The sequence below is a fragment of the Cupriavidus sp. 2TAF22 genome (genome assembly GCF_052115045.1).
In the GTDB taxonomy this organism is placed as follows: Bacteria; Pseudomonadota; Gammaproteobacteria; order Burkholderiales; family Burkholderiaceae; genus Cupriavidus.
This window is the reverse complement of sequence record NZ_JBFRFX010000001.1, coordinates 125,159-142,047: the sequence shown is the minus strand read 5'-3', so window position 1 is coordinate 142,047 and position 16,889 is coordinate 125,159. Positions and strand designations below refer to the sequence as shown.

The 16,889-nt window shown below is 67.2% G+C and carries 15 protein-coding genes; 9 read left to right on the top strand and 6 right to left on the bottom strand.

Annotated elements, in window-relative coordinates; all coding sequences use genetic code 11:
• Positions 1 to 435: 435 nt before the first annotated feature.
• The gene (locus tag AB4Z48_RS00575; RefSeq protein ID WP_441611876.1) at positions 436 to 1,371 is read left to right on the top strand and encodes a LysR family transcriptional regulator; all 936 of its coding nucleotides are present in this window, start codon (positions 436 to 438) and stop codon (positions 1,369 to 1,371) included.
• Positions 1,372 to 1,505: 134 nt separating this feature from the next.
• On the opposite strand, the gene AB4Z48_RS00570 is transcribed toward AB4Z48_RS00575, so the two are convergent.
• Positions 1,506 to 2,606, bottom strand: coding sequence for an alkene reductase (locus AB4Z48_RS00570; RefSeq protein ID WP_441611875.1), 1,101 nt, complete (start codon positions 2,604 to 2,606; stop codon positions 1,506 to 1,508).
• A gap of 368 nt (positions 2,607 to 2,974) precedes the next feature.
• Between AB4Z48_RS00570 and AB4Z48_RS00565 the strand changes: the two genes are divergently transcribed.
• Together AB4Z48_RS00565 and AB4Z48_RS00560 are read left to right on the top strand one after the other, a co-directional pair.
• Complete coding sequence (locus tag AB4Z48_RS00565) at positions 2,975 to 3,664, top strand: ArsR/SmtB family transcription factor (protein WP_441611874.1); 690 nt, start codon at positions 2,975 to 2,977, stop codon at positions 3,662 to 3,664.
• Between the two features lie 69 nt (positions 3,665 to 3,733).
• Positions 3,734 to 4,243, top strand: coding sequence for a DUF6630 family protein (locus AB4Z48_RS00560; RefSeq protein ID WP_441611873.1), 510 nt, complete (start codon positions 3,734 to 3,736; stop codon positions 4,241 to 4,243).
• 4 nt (positions 4,244 to 4,247) lie between these two features.
• Here the strand turns inward: AB4Z48_RS00560 and AB4Z48_RS00555 are convergent, their stop codons facing one another.
• The gene (locus tag AB4Z48_RS00555) at positions 4,248 to 5,168 is read right to left on the bottom strand and encodes a LysR family transcriptional regulator (protein ID WP_441611872.1); all 921 of its coding nucleotides are present in this window, start codon (positions 5,166 to 5,168) and stop codon (positions 4,248 to 4,250) included.
• A 250-nt stretch (positions 5,169 to 5,418) separates the two neighbouring features.
• Between AB4Z48_RS00555 and AB4Z48_RS00550 the strand changes: the two genes are divergently transcribed.
• The 3 genes from AB4Z48_RS00550 (at position 5,419) to AB4Z48_RS00540 (ending at position 8,242) form a co-directional block, all read left to right on the top strand.
• Complete coding sequence (locus AB4Z48_RS00550; protein ID WP_441611871.1) at positions 5,419 to 6,198, top strand: TetR/AcrR family transcriptional regulator; 780 nt, start codon at positions 5,419 to 5,421, stop codon at positions 6,196 to 6,198.
• Entirely contained in the window at positions 6,195 to 7,589 is a 1,395-nt protein-coding gene (locus AB4Z48_RS00545) for a carotenoid oxygenase family protein (protein ID WP_441611870.1), read from the top strand. The genes AB4Z48_RS00550 and AB4Z48_RS00545 overlap by 4 nt, the downstream gene beginning before the upstream one ends.
• Positions 7,590 to 7,669: 80 nt before the next feature.
• The gene (locus AB4Z48_RS00540) at positions 7,670 to 8,242 is read left to right on the top strand and encodes a hypothetical protein (RefSeq protein ID WP_441611869.1); all 573 of its coding nucleotides are present in this window, start codon (positions 7,670 to 7,672) and stop codon (positions 8,240 to 8,242) included.
• 56 nt (positions 8,243 to 8,298) lie between these two features.
• Here AB4Z48_RS00540 and AB4Z48_RS00535 read toward each other — a convergent pair whose 3' ends face one another.
• Complete coding sequence (locus tag AB4Z48_RS00535; protein ID WP_441611868.1) at positions 8,299 to 9,384, bottom strand: Zn-dependent alcohol dehydrogenase; 1,086 nt, start codon at positions 9,382 to 9,384, stop codon at positions 8,299 to 8,301.
• 109 nt (positions 9,385 to 9,493) lie between these two features.
• Positions 9,494 to 10,381, bottom strand: coding sequence for a mechanosensitive ion channel family protein (locus tag AB4Z48_RS00530; protein ID WP_441611867.1), 888 nt, complete (start codon positions 10,379 to 10,381; stop codon positions 9,494 to 9,496).
• A gap of 331 nt (positions 10,382 to 10,712) precedes the next feature.
• Between AB4Z48_RS00530 and AB4Z48_RS00525 the strand changes: the two genes are divergently transcribed.
• From AB4Z48_RS00525 to trhA, 3 genes are all read left to right on the top strand, one after another.
• On the top strand, positions 10,713 to 12,245 hold the full coding sequence (locus AB4Z48_RS00525) for an amino acid permease (RefSeq protein WP_441611866.1): 1,533 nt from the start codon (positions 10,713 to 10,715) through the stop codon (positions 12,243 to 12,245).
• A 74-nt stretch (positions 12,246 to 12,319) separates the two neighbouring features.
• Positions 12,320 to 13,990, top strand: a complete 1,671-nt coding sequence (locus tag AB4Z48_RS00520; RefSeq protein ID WP_441611865.1) for an amidohydrolase — start codon at positions 12,320 to 12,322, stop codon at positions 13,988 to 13,990.
• 201 nt (positions 13,991 to 14,191) lie between these two features.
• Complete coding sequence (gene trhA / locus AB4Z48_RS00515; RefSeq protein ID WP_441611863.1) at positions 14,192 to 14,809, top strand: PAQR family membrane homeostasis protein TrhA; 618 nt, start codon at positions 14,192 to 14,194, stop codon at positions 14,807 to 14,809.
• An 18-nt stretch (positions 14,810 to 14,827) separates the two neighbouring features.
• Here the strand turns inward: trhA and AB4Z48_RS00510 are convergent, their stop codons facing one another.
• A complete protein-coding gene (locus tag AB4Z48_RS00510) occupies positions 14,828 to 16,042 on the bottom strand; it encodes a CaiB/BaiF CoA transferase family protein (protein ID WP_441611862.1) in 1,215 nt (404 codons plus the stop codon).
• Between the two features lie 22 nt (positions 16,043 to 16,064).
• Positions 16,065 to 16,874, bottom strand: a complete 810-nt coding sequence (locus AB4Z48_RS00505) for an enoyl-CoA hydratase/isomerase family protein (protein ID WP_441611861.1) — start codon at positions 16,872 to 16,874, stop codon at positions 16,065 to 16,067.
• Positions 16,875 to 16,889 lie beyond the last annotated feature (15 nt).

Below are 16,889 nucleotides of genomic sequence, written 5' to 3'. Positions count from 1 at the left end.
GGATCGAAAACGCCGACGGACCACTGGGTTGGCTGAGTCCGTCGTCGGACAGTTTCGACCTTCGAGCCTCGAGAGACTCCTCGCATGATCAAGATTCGAGCGACAGGGTAGGAGACCGATGATCGCTTACGTCTCGAAACCGACCTTCAGGATTCGGTCCAAGGATGTATCAGATGGGTTGGGGCTTCAACCGCTCACTGGCAATGCGCTGATTAGCGAGCCTGCCCCCGAACTCATTGTGTAACATTGGAGCGAACACGACTTCACCATCTCAAGGCCTCTGAGCGCTGAAGAATCGCGGCGCAGCGTCGTGAGCGAGCTTCGCCTCACACGCTTTGTTACTTCAACTGCCTGCGGCTACGAAACGTCTTCGGACGCTGCCGTTGCTGCCCGAACATACGAAGCTCGAAAGCACCGTCGGCTTGGACACGATATATGCCTTCTGATTTTCCTACCAGCCTGCAGTTCGATGGCATCGCAGAGTTCGTGGCGGTAGCGCGACTGGGTTCCTTTACTTCTGCGGCCGACGAGCTTGGCCTGACGAAGTCCGCAGTCGCTCGCGCGGTTTCGCGCCTTGAGGCACGACTTGATGCGAAGTTACTTCACCGCACGACGCGTCGTCTTACGCTGACGTCCCATGGCGAAGCGTGGCTAGAACATTGCGCGGCCGCGCTGGATGAACTACAACGAGGCGAGGACATTCTGAAGGTCGCGCAGAACAGCCCGGCAGGTCAGGTTCGAATCGACCTCCCGACCGCGTTCGGCCGGCTATACGTGATGCCGGTCTTGCTCGAGGTGGCGGCCCGATGTCCTGCCTTGCAACTCAACGTCAGTTTCACCGACCGGCTGGTCGATCTGATCGATGAGGGCATCGATCTCGCAGTGCGTATTGGCGAACCAGGCGACTCTACCGATCTGGTCGCTCGAAGGCTGGGCGTGCAACAAATAGTCATTTGTGGATCGCCGGCGTATGTCGCTGCGCGTGGCGCGCCCCAGCATGCGGCCGACCTTGCCCGTCACGATTGCATTGCCAGCTGGAATTCCCCGCGTCGCATGGCCTGGTTGCTCAAACAGCCTGACGGCTCAGTCGTTCCGCATACCGTACCGATCAAGCATAGGGTGTGCGACTTCGAGATGGTGCTGGCGGCGATCAAGTCGGGACATGGGCTCGGTCAGCTCCCGCTATGGATGGCACAGGATGACATCAGAAGCGGCCATCTTGTCACCGTGCTCGACAGGATGTCGGGCAGCGAGGTGCCAATCAACCTGTTGTGGGCCCGGACACCCGCGTTGCCGGCGAAGGTTCGCGTTATCGTCGATGCCCTGCTCGACCGCGCGCGTCAATTTCCGGTAGCGGCGCCCGGGCGATAAGCCGCTTACCTCGTGTGACCGAAGTTGACGAGCCACGCCACGCTCCAGCGGTCGGACAACGGCGAATCCCTGTCTGCTCGCCGCGTTCACCAGATTGCGGGAAGGAACTTCAGGGCGGGAGATACGACGTGGTCCTACTCGTAGACCCCGTAGTCCGTGTAGCCCCGGGCTCCCGCCGTATAGAACGTATCCTCATCCCATTCATTGAGCGGCCAGCCGTTGCGCAGGCGCTTGATCAGGTCGGGATTCGCGATGAAGGGCTTTCCGATCGCAATCAGATCAGCCTCTCCCGAATCGACAGCTGCCTGTCCACTATCCCGCAGATAGCCGCCGGCGAGGATCACGGGTCCCCGAAAGGCGCCGCGGAACGCCCGTAGAAAATGTTCGGGAATGGCGACGTCGTCGGCCCATCGGGTCTGGTCGCTGATGTGCACATAGGCGATGCCGCGCGCCGAAAGCTCGGACGCAAGCGTCAGGTACGTCTCGGCCTCGTCATCGAAAGCCGGCATTTCGTTGTAGCGGCCAAAGGGCGACAGGCGGATGCCAGTACGCTCGCCACCGATGGCGTTGACGACCGCATCGACCGTCTCAAGCGTGAAGCGAAGACGATTCCCGATCGAGCCGCCGTACCGGTCGTCGCGGGTGTTAAGCGCTCCATTGATGAACTGATCATGAAGATAACCGTTGGCACCGTGGATCTCGATGCCGTCGAATCCACCTTCGCGAGCATTGCGCGAGGCCTGGGCAAACTCGCCGACGATCTGGGACACCTCCTCAGTGCGCAACGCGCGAGGCCTGCCTTGCAACAGAAAGGCCGGTTGGCCATTTTCGTCGAACGCCATCGAAATCGCTTTCGTCGCCCCAGTGTCGGTGGAGCTGACTGTGCGCTGGCGATTCGGCTGATGTGAAACGTGACTTGCGCGGCCACCATGCCTGATCTGCCCGAAGATCACCCCGCCATGATCATGAACCGCTCCGGTTACATGGCGCCAGGCTTTGATCTGGGCCGGGGTGTACAGGCCGGGCTCGAACGCCCAGGTGCGAGCCCATTCGCTGATGGAGATGCTGCCAGTGACAATGAGACCGGCGCCCGCGCGCTGCGCAAAATAGCGGGCCGTGTCGAGCTGCGGCGCCCAGTCCGCGTTGCGCGCGCGCGAGCGCTCCATTGGTGCCATGACAACACGGTTCTTGAGGCGAAACGGTCCAAGATCGTACGGATCGAACAAAGAAGACATAGAGTTGGCTCATTTGAAGTAGTCCAGAACGTGCTCACTCTAGGCCGGTCGATGCAAATGAATAACGGCCCGCGCCTCGACTCAGAGTTGCGTCGGAAGCGACAATGCCGTGGGTGTTTGCGCCTGGCCGACACGATGGCCGAGTGGCTGATCCGGGTGTCAAGGCAGTCCCTCTCGAACGGGCGTAGCGCTGCGGTACAGGTCAACTCGAGCGTGACAGGTCGGAGACAGGACGAAGTGCGCCGAAGGCGATGGCCACCTCGTACTTCCGCCCTGGCCATTCCCAGCTTACTCATCGCAGAAGTAGCAGCTCAGCTCACCCTCAATCCGACCTATACTACGATCGTCGTTTCACTGCAGGATGAACTATGGAATACGCTCCCAGCATCAGCCAGCTCGCCGGCCTGCTGGCGGACCCGGGGCGCGCCGCCATGCTGTGGGCCCTGATGGACGGCAGCGCGCGGCCCGCGGGCGAACTTGCCGCCATTGCCGGCCTCTCGGCTTCGTCCACCAGCGGTCACCTCGCGCGCCTGAGCGAAGGAGGCCTGCTGGCGGTGCAGACGCGCGGGCGCAATCGCTACTATCGCCTCGCCACGCCGGAGATCGGCGTGGCCATCGAAGCGCTGGCCAGCGCGTCGCTGGCCAGCCGTCCGACGCGCGCGCGCGCAGTGCCCACGTCGCGTACCGCGCCGGCGGCGCTGCGCCAGGCCCGCACCTGCTACGACCACCTGGCCGGCGAGCTTGCCGTCGCCCTGTTCGAGCGCATGGCGCGCGCCAGCTGGATCGCGGTGGCCGGCAATGCGGTGGAGCTCACCGCGAGCGGAACGCAAGGCATGGCGCAACTTGGCATCGACCTGGAGATGGCCAGGCGCAAGCGCCGCCAGTTCGCCTGCACCTGCCCCGACTGGAGCGAGCGCAAGCCCCATCTCGGCGGCGCGCTCGGCGCCGCGCTGCTGCAAAGCCTGATGGACCAGCGGTGGATCGAACCCACGTCGGCCTCGCGCGCCCTGCGCGTGACACCGCTGGGCCAGCGCGAGATCTGGCGCATCGCCGGCTGAGCCCCGGCGAGCCACCGGGCCAATGATTCTTCCGACCACACCAAGACCGCAGCAAAGGAGGTAGATGCGATGAGCGATGGACTGACTGACGAAGCGCGCGAGACACTCTGGCGCCTGATCGAACTGATCAACCTCGGCGACGCGGCCATGGCCGAGAAACAGCAAAAGCTGTTCGACGAGGCGCTCGCCAACGCCGACGACGCGGACGAGATCGCAGGCCAGGAACTGCTGTGGCTGCTCAAGGACGTGATCGACTGGGAATCCGGCTTCTATGTCGACTGGAAGGATTGCGCGTCCTTTATCAGTTGCCTGGACGAACTGTGCGCACGGCTGGACATCGAGATCGACTGGGGCGTCGAGGATCCGGAGGACGAGGACTTCCTCGAGAAGGCCACCGTTCCCGAACTGATGGAGCTGGCGACCGAGCAATTGCGGATGGCGGGCATCACGCTGTGGAACTGGAATACCGATGGGGATGCCTATGCCGGATGGATTGCCCGCGGCGAGGATGACGAGGAGATGACGAGCGCGGCGGAAATGCTCGGGCTCGATATCCGCGCCGGAGATCAGCCGTACTGAGGGCTCACCCCTTGGGCGGCGACAGCCGGGGATCGATCCGGCCCAGCGTATCCTCCAGCACATCGAGGAACACACGCACACTGGCCGGCATCAGCTTGCGCGCCGGCATCAGCACGAACACCTTCAGCGGTGATGTCGTATAGGCGGGCAACACCCGCACCACCCGCCCCTGATCGAGCTCGTCCTGTACGTAACGCGGCGACAGGCGCGCCACGCCCAGCCCGTCCAGCGCGGCCTTGAGGCGGAGCTCCGCACTCTGCGTGCGCATGCGCGGCTCCACCGGCAGGCTCGCGACCTCGCTGCCGTCACGCAGGAACTCCCAGCGGCGGTCTTCGGCATTGCCCAGTATGGGCCAGCAGACCAGGTCCTGCGGCGTGCGGGGCAGGCCACGCGCGCGGATCAGCGAGGGCGACGCAAAGAAGCCCCGTTCGATCAGCACCACGCGCTTGCTGGCGAACGAGCTGTCGTGCAGGCCGGTATCGGTCATGACGAAGGCCAGGTCGTAGCCGCGCTCGACGAGATCAGGCTGGTCCCAGGTCACGTCCACTTCCACGCGCAGCTCGGGATGCAGGCGCAACAGCCGCGTGATGACGGGCGACAGGTGCAGCGAGCCCACTTCGTAGGGCGTGGAGATGCGCAGCGTGCCACTGACCTGTTCGCTGACGGATGCGGCCTCGGCGCTGATCTCGCGCAACTCGGAGAAGAGCGGCGCGACGCGGTCGTAGAGCTGCTGGCCGCGCTCGGTCACGCGCACGCGGCGCGTGGTGCGCTCGAACAGGCGTACGCCGAGCTGCACTTCGAGCCGCGCCACGGCGGCACTGGCGGAGGATTTCGGCACGTCGGCCAGTTCTGCGCCCCGGGTGAAGCCGGCACCCTCCACCACCCGGCAGAAAATCTCCCAGTCCTTCCATTCGATCGTCTTCATGCGTCGTTCCTGTCGCCTCGTCGCGCACCTGCCGGCGCCGGAGCCATTGTCCCACAGGGCGAACAATGGCATGGGCGGCGGGCAGTGTCCGCGGAGGGGAAGAAACACCCCCGGCAAAAAATGCCTTGATAATTTACAACGTAAATATACACTGTAAATCATCGCTGCCCGGCACACCGGCCGGCCAGGCTCGTGAATCACTTTGCCGCGCTTTGCTGCGTATCCACCCCGTATCCGCGCCACCCGAACCATGGCAAAAAACCTGACCCAGGACGAAATCGACGCTTTCAAGGCACGCCTTTGCGCAGTGGCCGAACGGCGCTTCGCCGAAGGCGGCGTGGCCAGCGTCAGCATGCGCCAGCTCGCGGATGAACTGGGCTGCAGCCCGATGACGCCGTACCGCTATTTCCGCGACAAGGACGACATCCTGGCCGCAGTGCGCACCGCGGCATTCGATCGCTTCGCCGCCGCGCTGGAGGCCGCCGGCGCGGGCGCCAGCGCCGCCGAGCCGCGCGACCGGGCGCGCGCGGTAGGCCAGGCTTACCTGGATTTCGCCTTCGCCGAGCCCAATGCCTACCGGCTGATGTTCGAACTGACCCAGCCGGGCGATGCGCGCTATCCGGAACTGGAGCGCGCCGGGTCGCGGGCGCGCCGCACCATGAGCGCCCACCTGGAAGGCATGGCCGAGCGCGGCCTGATCCACGGCGACCCGCATGTGCTGAGCTACGTGATCTGGGCCTCGATCCACGGCCTGGTGATGTTGCGCCTGGCCGGCAAGCTGCCGGACGAACCCGGCTACCGCGTCATCCACGCCGAGATGATGCGCCTGCTGGGACAAGGCATGCGCATGCCGGTGGCCGGCCCGGCCAGCGCGCCCGCCGCGCACACGCCGGCCGCCACATCCGAAGCCGCCCCCGAAGCCGCCCCCGAAGCCAAACCCGAAGCCAAACCCCAAGCCAAACCCCAAGCCACCCCCACCGCCGAACCGGAACCGGCCCGGCAGCAGACCAGGAAAAGGAGCACGACATGAGCAAGCCGTTCCCGCCTTCGCCCTATCTCAGCGGCAATTTCGCCCCCATCCTGATGGAGTGCGACGCGCCCGACCTGCCAGTGCTGGGCGAATTGCCGCGCGCGCTGCGCGGCACGCTCTACCGCAACGGACCCAACCCGCAGTTCGCGCCGCGCGATGCCTTCTACCACTGGTTCATCGGCGACGGCATGGTGCATGCCTTCCATATCGAGGACGGGCGCGTGCGCTACCGCAACCGCTGGGTGCGCACCAACAAGTTCCAGCGCGAACAGGCCGCCGGCGGCGCCCTGTTCGGCAGCTGGGGCAATCCGGCCACCACCGACCCCGCGGTGGCGGGCCAGAACGACGGCGTGGCCAACACCAATATCCTGTGGCATGGCGCGCGCCTGCTGGCACTGGAAGAAGCCGACCTGCCGGTGGAGCTGGACCGCGAGACGCTGGCCACGCGCGGCGACGTGGACTACGGCGGCAAGCTGACGGGTCCCATGACCGCGCACCCCAAGGTGGACCCGGTCACCGGCGAGATGGTGTTCTTCGCCTACTCGGCCGACGGCCCCTTCACGCCCTCCCTGCGCTACGGCGTGGTGGACCGTGCCGGCCAGCTCCAGCGCCTGGAACGCTTCGAGGCGCCATATCCGAGCATGGTCCACGATTTCATGGTGACGCAGAACCACGTGCTGTTTCCCATCCTGCCGGTGACCGGCAGCATGGAGCGCGCCATGCGCGGCGAACCGGCCTATGCGTGGGAGCCGGAGAAGGGCTCGCATATCGGCATCATGCCGCGCCAGGGCGGCGTGGCCAGGATGCGCTGGTTCCGCGGCGAAGCGTGCTACGTCTTCCACGTGATGAATGCATGGGAATCCGGCAACAGGATCATCGCCGACGTGATGCAGTACGACACCGCACCGCTGTTCAACCCCAACGCCGACGGCGCACGCGCGCGCTTGTGCCGCTGGACCTTCGACATGGCCGGCAACTCGGACACCTTCACGCGCGAATACCTGGACGACATGGCGGGCGAGTTCCCGCGCTTCGACGAGCGCTTCGCCACCCTGCCCTACCGCCACGGCTACTTCGCGTTTCGCCAGCACGAAAGCAGCGCGCGGGGCAGCTATGACGGCCTGGCCCATATCGACCTGCGCAGCGGCAAGCGCACGGTGCACGTGCTCGACGAGGGCGACGCGGTCTCCGAGCCGGTATTCGTGCCGCGCGCGGCCGACAGCGCCGAAGGCGACGGCTGGCTGATCGCCACGGTCTTCCGCGGCGCGGAGAACCGCAGCGACATGGTGGTCTACGAGGCCGGCGCCATCGCCGACGGCCCGGTGGCCACGGTGCAGTTGTCGCACCGCGTCCCGTTCGGCTTCCACGGCAACTGGCTCGGCGCCGACTGAACCGCCGCCGCGCCTGCGGACACTTTCATTGCCACGCGGCCGGGCAACCATCGGGCCGCAAGATCCCCAAGGAGAACAGCATGGGAATTCTGACTGGTTTCGCCCCGTTCATCGCCTTCTTCATCGCCACGCGCCGCGTCTCGCCACTGGCGGGACTGGCCGCCGCCCTCGCGGTCTCGCTGTTCCTGTGCGCACGCATGTGGCGGCGGGGCGAATCGCTCAAGGTGCTGGAGCTTGGCACGCTGGTGCTGTTCGGGCTGCTGCTGGCCTATACGCTGGTGGCCGCGCCAAGCTGGACGATAGCCACGGTGCGGCTGGCGGTCGATGGCGGCCTGCTGGCCATCATCGTGATCTCGCTGGCGATCGGCAAGCCGTTCACGCTGCAATATGCGCGCGAACGGGTCGCGCCGGAGCTGTGGGACTCGCCCCGCTTCCTGGCGGTGAACCGCCACATCACGCTGGTGTGGGCGGTGGCCCTGGCCGTGCTGGTGGCCGCCGACGCGGCCGCCGAGTATGTGAGCGCGATCCCGCTGTGGGTCGACGTGGCGGTCAGCCTGGCCGCCATGGGCGGCGCGGTGCTCTTCACCATCCGCTACCCGCAGGCGGTGCGCCGCGCGGCCGAAGCGGCAGCGGCGAGCCAGCCGCAACGCTAGGCGAGCCCGGGACGGCGGAGCCCGCCCTTTCCTTTTGCCGGTTCGGCGCGCCGCGCTCAGTGCTCGAACATGATCACCGAGCGCGCGAGTTCGCCGCGGCGCAGTTCGTCGAAGGCTTCGTTGATGTTCTCCAGCGGCATGCGGCGCGAGATCAGTTCGTCCAGCCTGAGCTTGCCCGAGAGGTAGAAGTCCACCAGCCGCGGCATGTCCACCGGGAAGCGGTTGGAACCCATCATCGAGCCCTGGATGCGCTTCTCGGCCAGGAAATCGGTGCCCTTGATCTCGATCTTCACGCCCGGCGCGATCATGCCGATCACGGTGGCGGTGCCGCCCCGGCGCAGCATCGAGAAGGCCTGCTCGGCGGTCTGCTTGAGGCCGATGGCCTCGAAGGCGTGATGCACGCCGCCGCGCGTGAGCGCGCGCACGGCTTCCACCGCATCGGTATCCGCCGCGTTGACCACGTCGGTCGCGCCGAACTGTTTCGCCAGCTCCAGCTTGCCCGGCACGCGGTCGATTGCGATGATGCGGCCCGCGCCGGCGATGGCCGCCCCGTTGATGGTGGCCAGGCCGATGCCGCCGCAGCCGATCACGGCCACGGTCTCGCCGGGCTGCACGCGCGCGGTATGCACCACCGCGCCCACGCCGGTGGTCACGGCGCAGCCGATCAGCGCGGCGCGGTCCAGCGGCATCTCGGGGCGGATCGCCACCAGCGCATGCTCATGGATCAGCATCTGCTCGGCGAAGGCCGACAGGTTGAGGAACTGGTTCATCGGCGCGCCTTTGGCCAGCAGGCGCGGCTCCTCGCCCTCGCGGCGCCTGGTGTCGGGCTCCACGCATAGCGACAAGTGGCCGGTCAGGCAGTGCTCGCAATGGCCGCAATAGGCCGACAGGCAGGTGATCACATGATCGCCGGGCTTGACCGTGCGCACCTCCGAACCCACCTGCTCGACAATGCCGGCGGCCTCGTGGCCCAGCACCACCGGCGTGGGGAAGGGATAGGCGCCGTCCAGGAAATGCAGGTCCGAATGGCACACGCCCACCGCGGCCGTGCGCAGCAGCACCTCGCGCGGGCCGGGCTTGCCGATGGCGACGTCTTCGATCACGAGCGGGGTCTTGGGTTGATGCATGACGGCGGCTTTCATGGGTCTCCTCGTTGTCCGACAGGGTTCGAATGCGCATGCGGCGCCTCGCGCAGCAAGGGCTACCATACAGCCGAAACGGGATTCGGTGAAGCCGTCCGGCCGGCCCTCGTCAGGTGGCAGAGGCGGCAGGGGTCGCCGCTGCCGCTGTGGCGGGCGTCGCGGCTGCGGCCGCGGCCGCAGCCGCCTCGCCGCGCTGGCGGTGATACTGCCGCAGGATCTGCTGCCCGACCGACAGGCGCGAGGCCACCGGCACCGGGAAGCGCACCAGCGCGTCGAGCTTGTCCGCGGCCACGGCCTCGAACAGCACGCGCGGCTCGAACTGCGAGAGATCGAGGAAGCGCGAGCCGCCGTACTCCTGCAGGCTGTGCCGGGCCTCGGCCAGGAACGGCGCGCAGACCTGCTCGGTGATGGCGATCAGGTCGGCCTCGACGCGGTCCGGGTCGCATTTCTCCGGCAACGGCAGTCGCAGGGTATCCAGCGTGTACTTGCCGGCTTGCGAATGGTTGCGCACGGCCGAGGTCAGCAGCGTGCTGTTGGGGATCTGCACCGTGGACCCGGTGAACTGCCGCGTGCCGGCGATCTCCACCAGCGTGGTGGTGAGCGCGTCCATGTCCACCACCTCGCCGGAATATGGCCCGATCTCCACGATGTCGCCGAGCTGGAACGGGCGCGCCATCATGCGCAGGAAGGCGCCCAGGAAACACATCACCAGTTCCTTGCCGCCGATCACCAGCGCCACCGCGAAGGCGGTCAGCGAGATCGCCACGCTCTTGAGCTCGGACACCCAGATGCCGAGCAGCAGCAGGAACACCACCGCCGCGACCGCGTTGCGCGAGGCCACCGTCCAGGTGCGGTAGCTGCCGCGGTTGTCCTTGTCGGCGAGCTGGCGCGACTGGAAGAAGCGGTTGACGAACTTCACCGCCACCATGCCGGCGAGCACGATGGCAAGGCTCAGCCCGATGTGCAGCAGATAACTATCGTTGAAGGGCAGGGTCATGAGGATTAGTCCGAATACGGCTTGGCAGCGCTGCCGGCAGGGCCGCGCCTGCGCGAAGTCAAACCCCGATTCTAGCCATGCTGCAATGCACGATCGCAAAACATGGCTTCCCGCGCGCGACCCGGCACGCACGGAACCATGCCCCATCGCGGTGCGCGACCGCTTCCGCCGCGCCGCGTTTTCTCTTATGATGCCGCCGTATGTACCAGCCGGTGAATGTATTGCATGCCTGTACGCGGCATGCCAGCCGGGCTGGGTCGCACGCCGGCACCGCCGGCGAATGCGGGCGGTGCCGGCAGGCCCGGCCCTCCTGCCCCAACCCCTCTCGCCCATGACCATCGAGCCTCCCGCCACCGGCACCGCTCCGCCCGCCCTGCGCCGCACCTTGCGCGCGCGCCACCTCACCATGATCGCGATCGGCGGCTCGATCGGCACCGGCCTGTTCGTCGCCTCCGGGGCCACCATCGCGCAGGCGGGCCCGGGCGGCGCGCTGGCGGCGTATGTGCTGATCGGCGCCATGGTGTACTTCCTCATGACCAGCCTGGGCGAGCTGGCGGCCTATATGCCGGTGTCGGGCTCGTTCGCCACCTACGGCGCGCTCTACGTGGACGAAGGCTTCGGCTTCGCGCTGGGCTGGAACTACTGGTACAACTGGGCGGTGACCATCGCGGTGGAGCTGGCGGCGGCGCAACTGGTGATGCTGTACTGGTTCCCCGATACGCCCGGCCTGCTGTGGAGCGCGCTGTTCCTTGGCGTGATGTTCCTGCTCAATGCCATCTCGGTGCGCGGCTTCGGCGAGGCCGAATACTGGTGCGCGCTGGTCAAGGTGGTGACGGTGATCGCCTTTATCGTCATTGGCGTGCTGATGATCTTCGGCATCCTGCGCGGCGACGGCGGTGGCCTGCCGGTCGGCCTGCAGAACCTGACCGCGGGCGATGCGCCCTTCGTCGGCGGGCTGCCCGCCATGATCGGCGTGGCCATGATCGCCGGCTTCTCGTTCCAGGGCACGGAGCTGATCGGCGTGGCCGCGGGCGAATCGGCCGATCCGGCGAAGAACATCCCGCGCGCCGTGCGCCAGGTGTTCTGGCGCATCCTGCTGTTCTACGTGCTGGCGATCCTGATCATCGGCATCCTGATTCCCTACACCGACCCGAGCCTGCTCAAGAACGACGTGGAAACGGTGGGCGTGAGCCCGTTCACGCTGGTGTTCCGCCATGCGGGCCTCGCCTTCGCCGCCGGGGTGATGAATGCGGTGATCCTGACGGCGGTGGTGTCCGCCGGCAACTCCGGCATGTACGCCTCCACCCGCATGCTCTACAACCTCGCCACCGAAGGCCGCGCGCCGCGCATCTTCGCGCGGCTCACGCGCAACGGCGTGCCGCTGGCGGCGCTGCTGGCCACCACCGCGGTGGGCGCGCTGTGCTTCCTGACCTCGCTGTTCGAGAGCAAGTCGGTCTACCTGTGGCTGCTCAACCTGTCGGGCATGACGGGCTTCATCGCCTGGCTGGGCATTGCGGTGAGCCACTACCGCTTCCGCCGCGGCTTCGTGGCACAGGGGCTGGACCTGTCGCGCCTGCCTTATCGCTCGCCATTTTTCCCGTACGGCCCGCTGTTCGCCTTCGGGCTGTGCCTGGTCGTCACGCTGGGGCAGAACTACCAGGCCTTCACCGACGGCAAGATCGACTGGGTGGCGGTGACCGCCACCTATATCGGCATCCCGATCTTCCTCGCGATCTGGCTGGGCTATCGCATCGTGCGCAAGACGCATTTCGTACGCTATGCCGACATGAAATTCCCGCCGCTGCCACCTGCGCGAAGCGAGGCGGGCGGCCCCGCCCTTCCCGCTGCGGCGACGGCCGAATAAAGAGCACCAAGCAGTCATCCTGAGAGCCCATAAGAAAACCAAAGCGCTGTACCACAACAACAAGGAGAGTTGATTTGAAACACGCAATCCACAAGAGCCTGCTGGCGCTGGCCGCCGGCCTCGCGCTGTCGGCCCACGCCGCGCCCAGCCTGGTCGAATCCGTGCAGGGCTACACGCTGAAGAACGACCAGGTCGCCAGCTTCACCGGCCTTGTGTTCGACCAGGGCAAGGTGCTGGCCACCGGTGACGCCGCCGCGTTGCGTGCGCAGTATCCCGATGCGAAGCGCATCGACGGCCAGGGCAAGACCTTGCTGCCGGGCCTGATCGACGCGCACGGCCATGTGTTCCGCCTGGGCTTCAAGACCACCGAGATCTCGCTGTCGGAAACCAGGGACCTGCAGGAAGCGCAAGGCATCATCCGCGCCTATGGCGTCAGCAACCCGCAACGCAAGTGGTTGCTGGGCTATGGCTGGAACCAGGTCAACTGGAAGCTGGGCCGCTTTCCCACCGCGGCCGAACTGGACGCCGCCGTCTCCGACCGCCCCGCGCGCCTGGTGCGCGTGGATGGCCACGCCGCGTGGCTCAATACCAGGGCGATGCAGGCCGCCGGCATCACGCGCGACACCAAGGACCCGGCAGGCGGGCGCATCGAGCGCGACGCCAACGGCAATCCCACCGGCGTGCTGGTCGACAAGGCGATGGCGCTGGTCAACAACGTGATCCCGCCTTACTCCGACGACGACCGCCGCGCCGCGCTGGCCGCCGCGCTCGCGCATATGAACGCGCTCGGCCTGACCGCGGCGGGCGACGCTGGCGTGACCGCGCAGGAGGACCGCATCTACCGCGAGTTCGCCGACCAGGGCAAGCTGACCACGCGCATCTACGGCATGATCCGCGACACCGGCGACGACTTCAAGGCGCTCTCGGCCAAGGGCCCGCTCTCGGGCTATGGCAACGACCGCTACTACCTGCGCGCCGTCAAGCTGTACGGCGACGGCGCGCTGGGCAGCCGCGGCGCGGCCCTGATGGCGCCCTACTCGGACGACCACGTGCACAGCGGCCTGCTGTTCATGAGCGACGCCGCCATGCAGGCAGCCGTCAAGACCGCCATCAAGGCCGGCTACCAGGTCAATGTGCACGCCATCGGCGATGCCACCAACCACCAGGTGCTGGACGCGCTCGAAGTGGCCTACAAGGAAGTCGGCGGCCGCGAACTGCGCAACCGCATCGAGCACGCGCAAGTCGTGTCGCTGCCGGACATCCCGCGCTTCAAGAAGCTCGACCTGATCGCCTCGATGCAGCCCACCCATGCGACCAGCGACATGAACATGGCCGAGGACCGCATCGGCCAGGAACGCATCAAGGGCGCCTATGCGTGGCAGACCATGCTCAGGCAAGGCACGGTGATCGCCGGCGGCTCGGACTTCCCGGTGGAATCCGCCAACCCCTTCTACGGCCTGCACGCTGCGGTGACGCGCACGGACCACCAGGGCCGCCCGATCAAGGGCTGGCACCCGGAAGAAGCGATGACGCTGACCCAGGCCTTCCGCGCCTTCACGCTGGACGCCGCCTACGCGGAACACCAGGAGAAGACGCTGGGCTCGCTGGAGCCGGGCAAGTGGGCCGATTTCATCCTGGTCGACCAGGACCTGTTCAAGGTCGCGCCGGGCGAGATCTGGAAGACCCGCGTGCTGCAGACGTGGGTGGCCGGCGAACGCGTCTACGCACAAGGCGAACGGCGCTGAGCCAGGCCTGAATCACCGGGGCGGGCCGCCGCCCCGGAAAGACCCTGCGGCCCGGCAGGGTTCTGCAGACCGGTGATCCGTGCAAGAATACGGCCTATTGCACCGCAGCAGCGCTGCGGCGGCAACGTCCCCTGACGCAATCGCCCGGGAAATCGTTTCACGATGCCACCCGGGCGGCCAGACACAGGAGAAGCCACGCCCATGTACCACGGAGAACGCTTCAACGGTTACAGCCACCTCGCCGGCGCCGTCCTCGCGGCCGCCGGCACGGCCGTCCTCGTTACCTCCTCCGCCCTGTACCACGATGCCTGGAAGGTCGTCAGCTCGGTGGTCTACGGCAGCACGCTGGTGTTCCTCTACACCATCTCCACGCTCTACCACAGCCTGCGCGGCCGCCCCAAGGACGTGCTGCGGCGGCTGGACTACTGCGCCATCTACCTGCTGATCGCCGGCAGCTACACGCCGTTCGCGCTGGTGACGCTGCGCGGGCCGTGGGGCTGGACGCTGTTCGGGGTGAACTGGGGGCTGGCGCTGATCGGCATTGCGCAGGAGTTGTGGATCGGCAAGCGCACGCGCATCTTCTCGCTGCTGATCTACGTTCTGATGGGATGGCTGGTGCTGTTCGCGTTCGGGCCGCTGGTGGCGGCGCTGCCGGCCGCGGGCCTGTACTGGCTGGTGGCCGGCGGCGCGCTCTACACGGCGGGCATCGGCTTCTTCCTGTTCGACGAGAAGGTGCGCCATTTCCACGGGATCTGGCACCTGTTCGTGCTGGCGGGCAGCGCCTGCCAGTTCGCGAGCATTTTCTGGTACGTGGGATAGGCGCCGGCGGCGCCATCCTCACCGCACGGCGCCCGTCTCCCGCATGCTTTCGATCTCGGCTTCGCCGTAGCCATATTCGGCCAGCAGCTCGCGCGTGTGTTCGCCCAGGCCTGGCGCGGGCCGCACGTATTGCGCGGGCGTCTCCGACAACTGCACCGGCAACCCCAGCGTCTTGATCGCGCCGGCCACCGCATGCTGCTGCTCGACCACCATGCCGCGCGCCAGCGTCTGCGGGTGGGCGAGCGCCTCGCCGATCGAATGCACCGGCCCCGCCGGCACTCCCGCGCGGTCGAACTCGGCCAGCCAGTGCGCCGACGGCCGGCCGCAGAGGATCCCGGCCATGGCAGGCAGCAGGCTGTCGCGGTGGCGCATGCGGTCGGCATTCAGGCGGTAGCGCGGGTCGTCCAGCCACTCGGGCTTGCCCAGCACCTGCGCGATGCGTTCCCAGTTTTTCTCGTTGGCGCCGCCGACGATGATATGGCCGTCCTGCGTCGGGAAGGCCTGGTAAGGCGTGGCGAGGATATGCGCCGAGCCGCTCGGCCCCGGCGATTCGCCGGTGGCGAAATGGATGGCGGCGTGCCAGTAGAGCTGCTGCAGGCCGGCCTCGATCAGCGAGGTTTCGACCACCTGGCCGCGTCCGGTCTTCTGCTTGTGCTGGCAGGCGGCGAGGATGCCGAAGGCGGCCAGGATGCCGGCGTTGATATCGGCGATGGAGTTGCCGGTGCGCAGCGGCGGCCCGCCCTCCTCGCCCGTGATGCTCATCAGGCCGGCGAAGCCCTGCGCGATCAGATCGAAGCCGCCCTTGTCCGCGGCGGGGCCGCTGCGCCCGTAGCCGGAGATGGCGCAGTAGATCAGGCCCGGGTTATGCCGCGAGAGCGTGTCGTAGCCGAGGCCGAGCTTTTCCATCGTGCCCTTGCGGAAGTTCTCGATCACCACGTCGGCATCTTTCACCATGCGCAGGAAGACCTCGCGGCCCTCGGGCTGCTTCAGGTCCAGCGCAATGGCGCGCTTGTTGCGGTTGAGCATCAGGAAGGGCGCGGAGACACCGTTGATCTGCGGCTCGCGGTAGCCGCGCGCGTCATCGCCGCCGTCGGTCTTCTCGATCTTGATCACCTCGGCGCCGAGATCGGCCAGCATCATGCCGCAGGTGGGGCCGGCCATGATCTGCGCCAGCTCCAGCACGCGCATGCCGGAAAGAGCGCCGGGGCGGGGAAATGCGTTGGTATCCTGCATCGCGGGTGCGCTCCGTCGGGGCCTAGCTGCCGCTGAACCGCGGGGTTTCCTTGGCGAGGAAGGACTGGAAGCCGGTGCGGAAATCCCCGGTATCGAAGCAGTCGAAGGCTTCGTCCAGCTCGCGCGCGTCCAGCGTCTTGCCGGCTGCCAGCTGGCGCGCGAACTTCTTGTGCCAGCGCGCCACCAGCGGCGCTCCGGCGGCGATGCGCGCGGCGGTGGCGCGCGTCTCGGCGGCCACCTCGGCGTCCGCCACCACGCGCGACACCAGGCCCATGCCGAGGGCTTCGTCGGCGCCGATGATGCGGCCTTCGAACAGGATCTCCAGCGTGCGCGCCTCGCCCACCAGGCGGATCAGCGGCGCCATCTCGGCATGCGCCATCACCAGGCCGAGGTTCTTGATCGGCGCGCCGAAGCGGCTGCCCGCGCCGCAGATGCGGATATCGGCCATGGCCGCCACTTCCAGCCCGCCGCCCACGCAGATGCCGTGGATCTGCGCCACCACCGGGTGCGGGCAGTCGAGGATGGCCTGCGCGGTGGCGTGCATCACGCGGCCGTAAGCAATGGCCTGCGCCTTGTTGGAGCGGGCCGTGGCGAACTCGGAGATATCGTTGCCGGGCGAGAAGGCGCGCTCGCCGGCGCCGCGCACCACCACGCAGCGCACCGACATATCGGCGGACAGGGTGCGAAAGGCGTCACCAAGCTGCTGCCACATCGCCAGCGTCAACGCATTGAGCTTGGCCGGGCGGTTGAGCACCACGGTGGCGACGGCGCCGTCGCGTTCGAGCAGGAGCGGCGCTTCGCCGGTGGTGGCTGCGTTCGGGATTTCGTTCATGCGGGGTCTCCCTCT

Bases quoted from the DNA above. Each gene is read 5' to 3' on its own strand.
- AB4Z48_RS00575 (WP_441611876.1), top strand. From the start codon at position 436: ATGCCTTCTGATTTTCCTACCAGCCTGCAGTTCGATGGCATCGCAGAG.
- AB4Z48_RS00570 (WP_441611875.1), bottom strand. From the start codon at position 2,606: ATGTCTTCTTTGTTCGATCCGTACGATCTTGGACCGTTTCGCCTCAAG.
- AB4Z48_RS00565 (WP_441611874.1), top strand. From the start codon at position 2,975: ATGGAATACGCTCCCAGCATCAGCCAGCTCGCCGGCCTGCTGGCGGAC.
- AB4Z48_RS00560 (WP_441611873.1), top strand. From the start codon at position 3,734: ATGAGCGATGGACTGACTGACGAAGCGCGCGAGACACTCTGGCGCCTG.
- AB4Z48_RS00555 (WP_441611872.1), bottom strand. From the start codon at position 5,168: ATGAAGACGATCGAATGGAAGGACTGGGAGATTTTCTGCCGGGTGGTG.
- AB4Z48_RS00550 (WP_441611871.1), top strand. From the start codon at position 5,419: ATGGCAAAAAACCTGACCCAGGACGAAATCGACGCTTTCAAGGCACGC.
- AB4Z48_RS00545 (WP_441611870.1), top strand. From the start codon at position 6,195: ATGAGCAAGCCGTTCCCGCCTTCGCCCTATCTCAGCGGCAATTTCGCC.
- AB4Z48_RS00540 (WP_441611869.1), top strand. From the start codon at position 7,670: ATGGGAATTCTGACTGGTTTCGCCCCGTTCATCGCCTTCTTCATCGCC.
- AB4Z48_RS00535 (WP_441611868.1), bottom strand. From the start codon at position 9,384: ATGAAAGCCGCCGTCATGCATCAACCCAAGACCCCGCTCGTGATCGAA.
- AB4Z48_RS00530 (WP_441611867.1), bottom strand. From the start codon at position 10,381: ATGACCCTGCCCTTCAACGATAGTTATCTGCTGCACATCGGGCTGAGC.
- AB4Z48_RS00525 (WP_441611866.1), top strand. From the start codon at position 10,713: ATGACCATCGAGCCTCCCGCCACCGGCACCGCTCCGCCCGCCCTGCGC.
- trhA (WP_441611863.1), top strand. From the start codon at position 14,192: ATGTACCACGGAGAACGCTTCAACGGTTACAGCCACCTCGCCGGCGCC.
- AB4Z48_RS00510 (WP_441611862.1), bottom strand. From the start codon at position 16,042: ATGCAGGATACCAACGCATTTCCCCGCCCCGGCGCTCTTTCCGGCATG.
- AB4Z48_RS00505 (WP_441611861.1), bottom strand. From the start codon at position 16,874: ATGAACGAAATCCCGAACGCAGCCACCACCGGCGAAGCGCCGCTCCTG.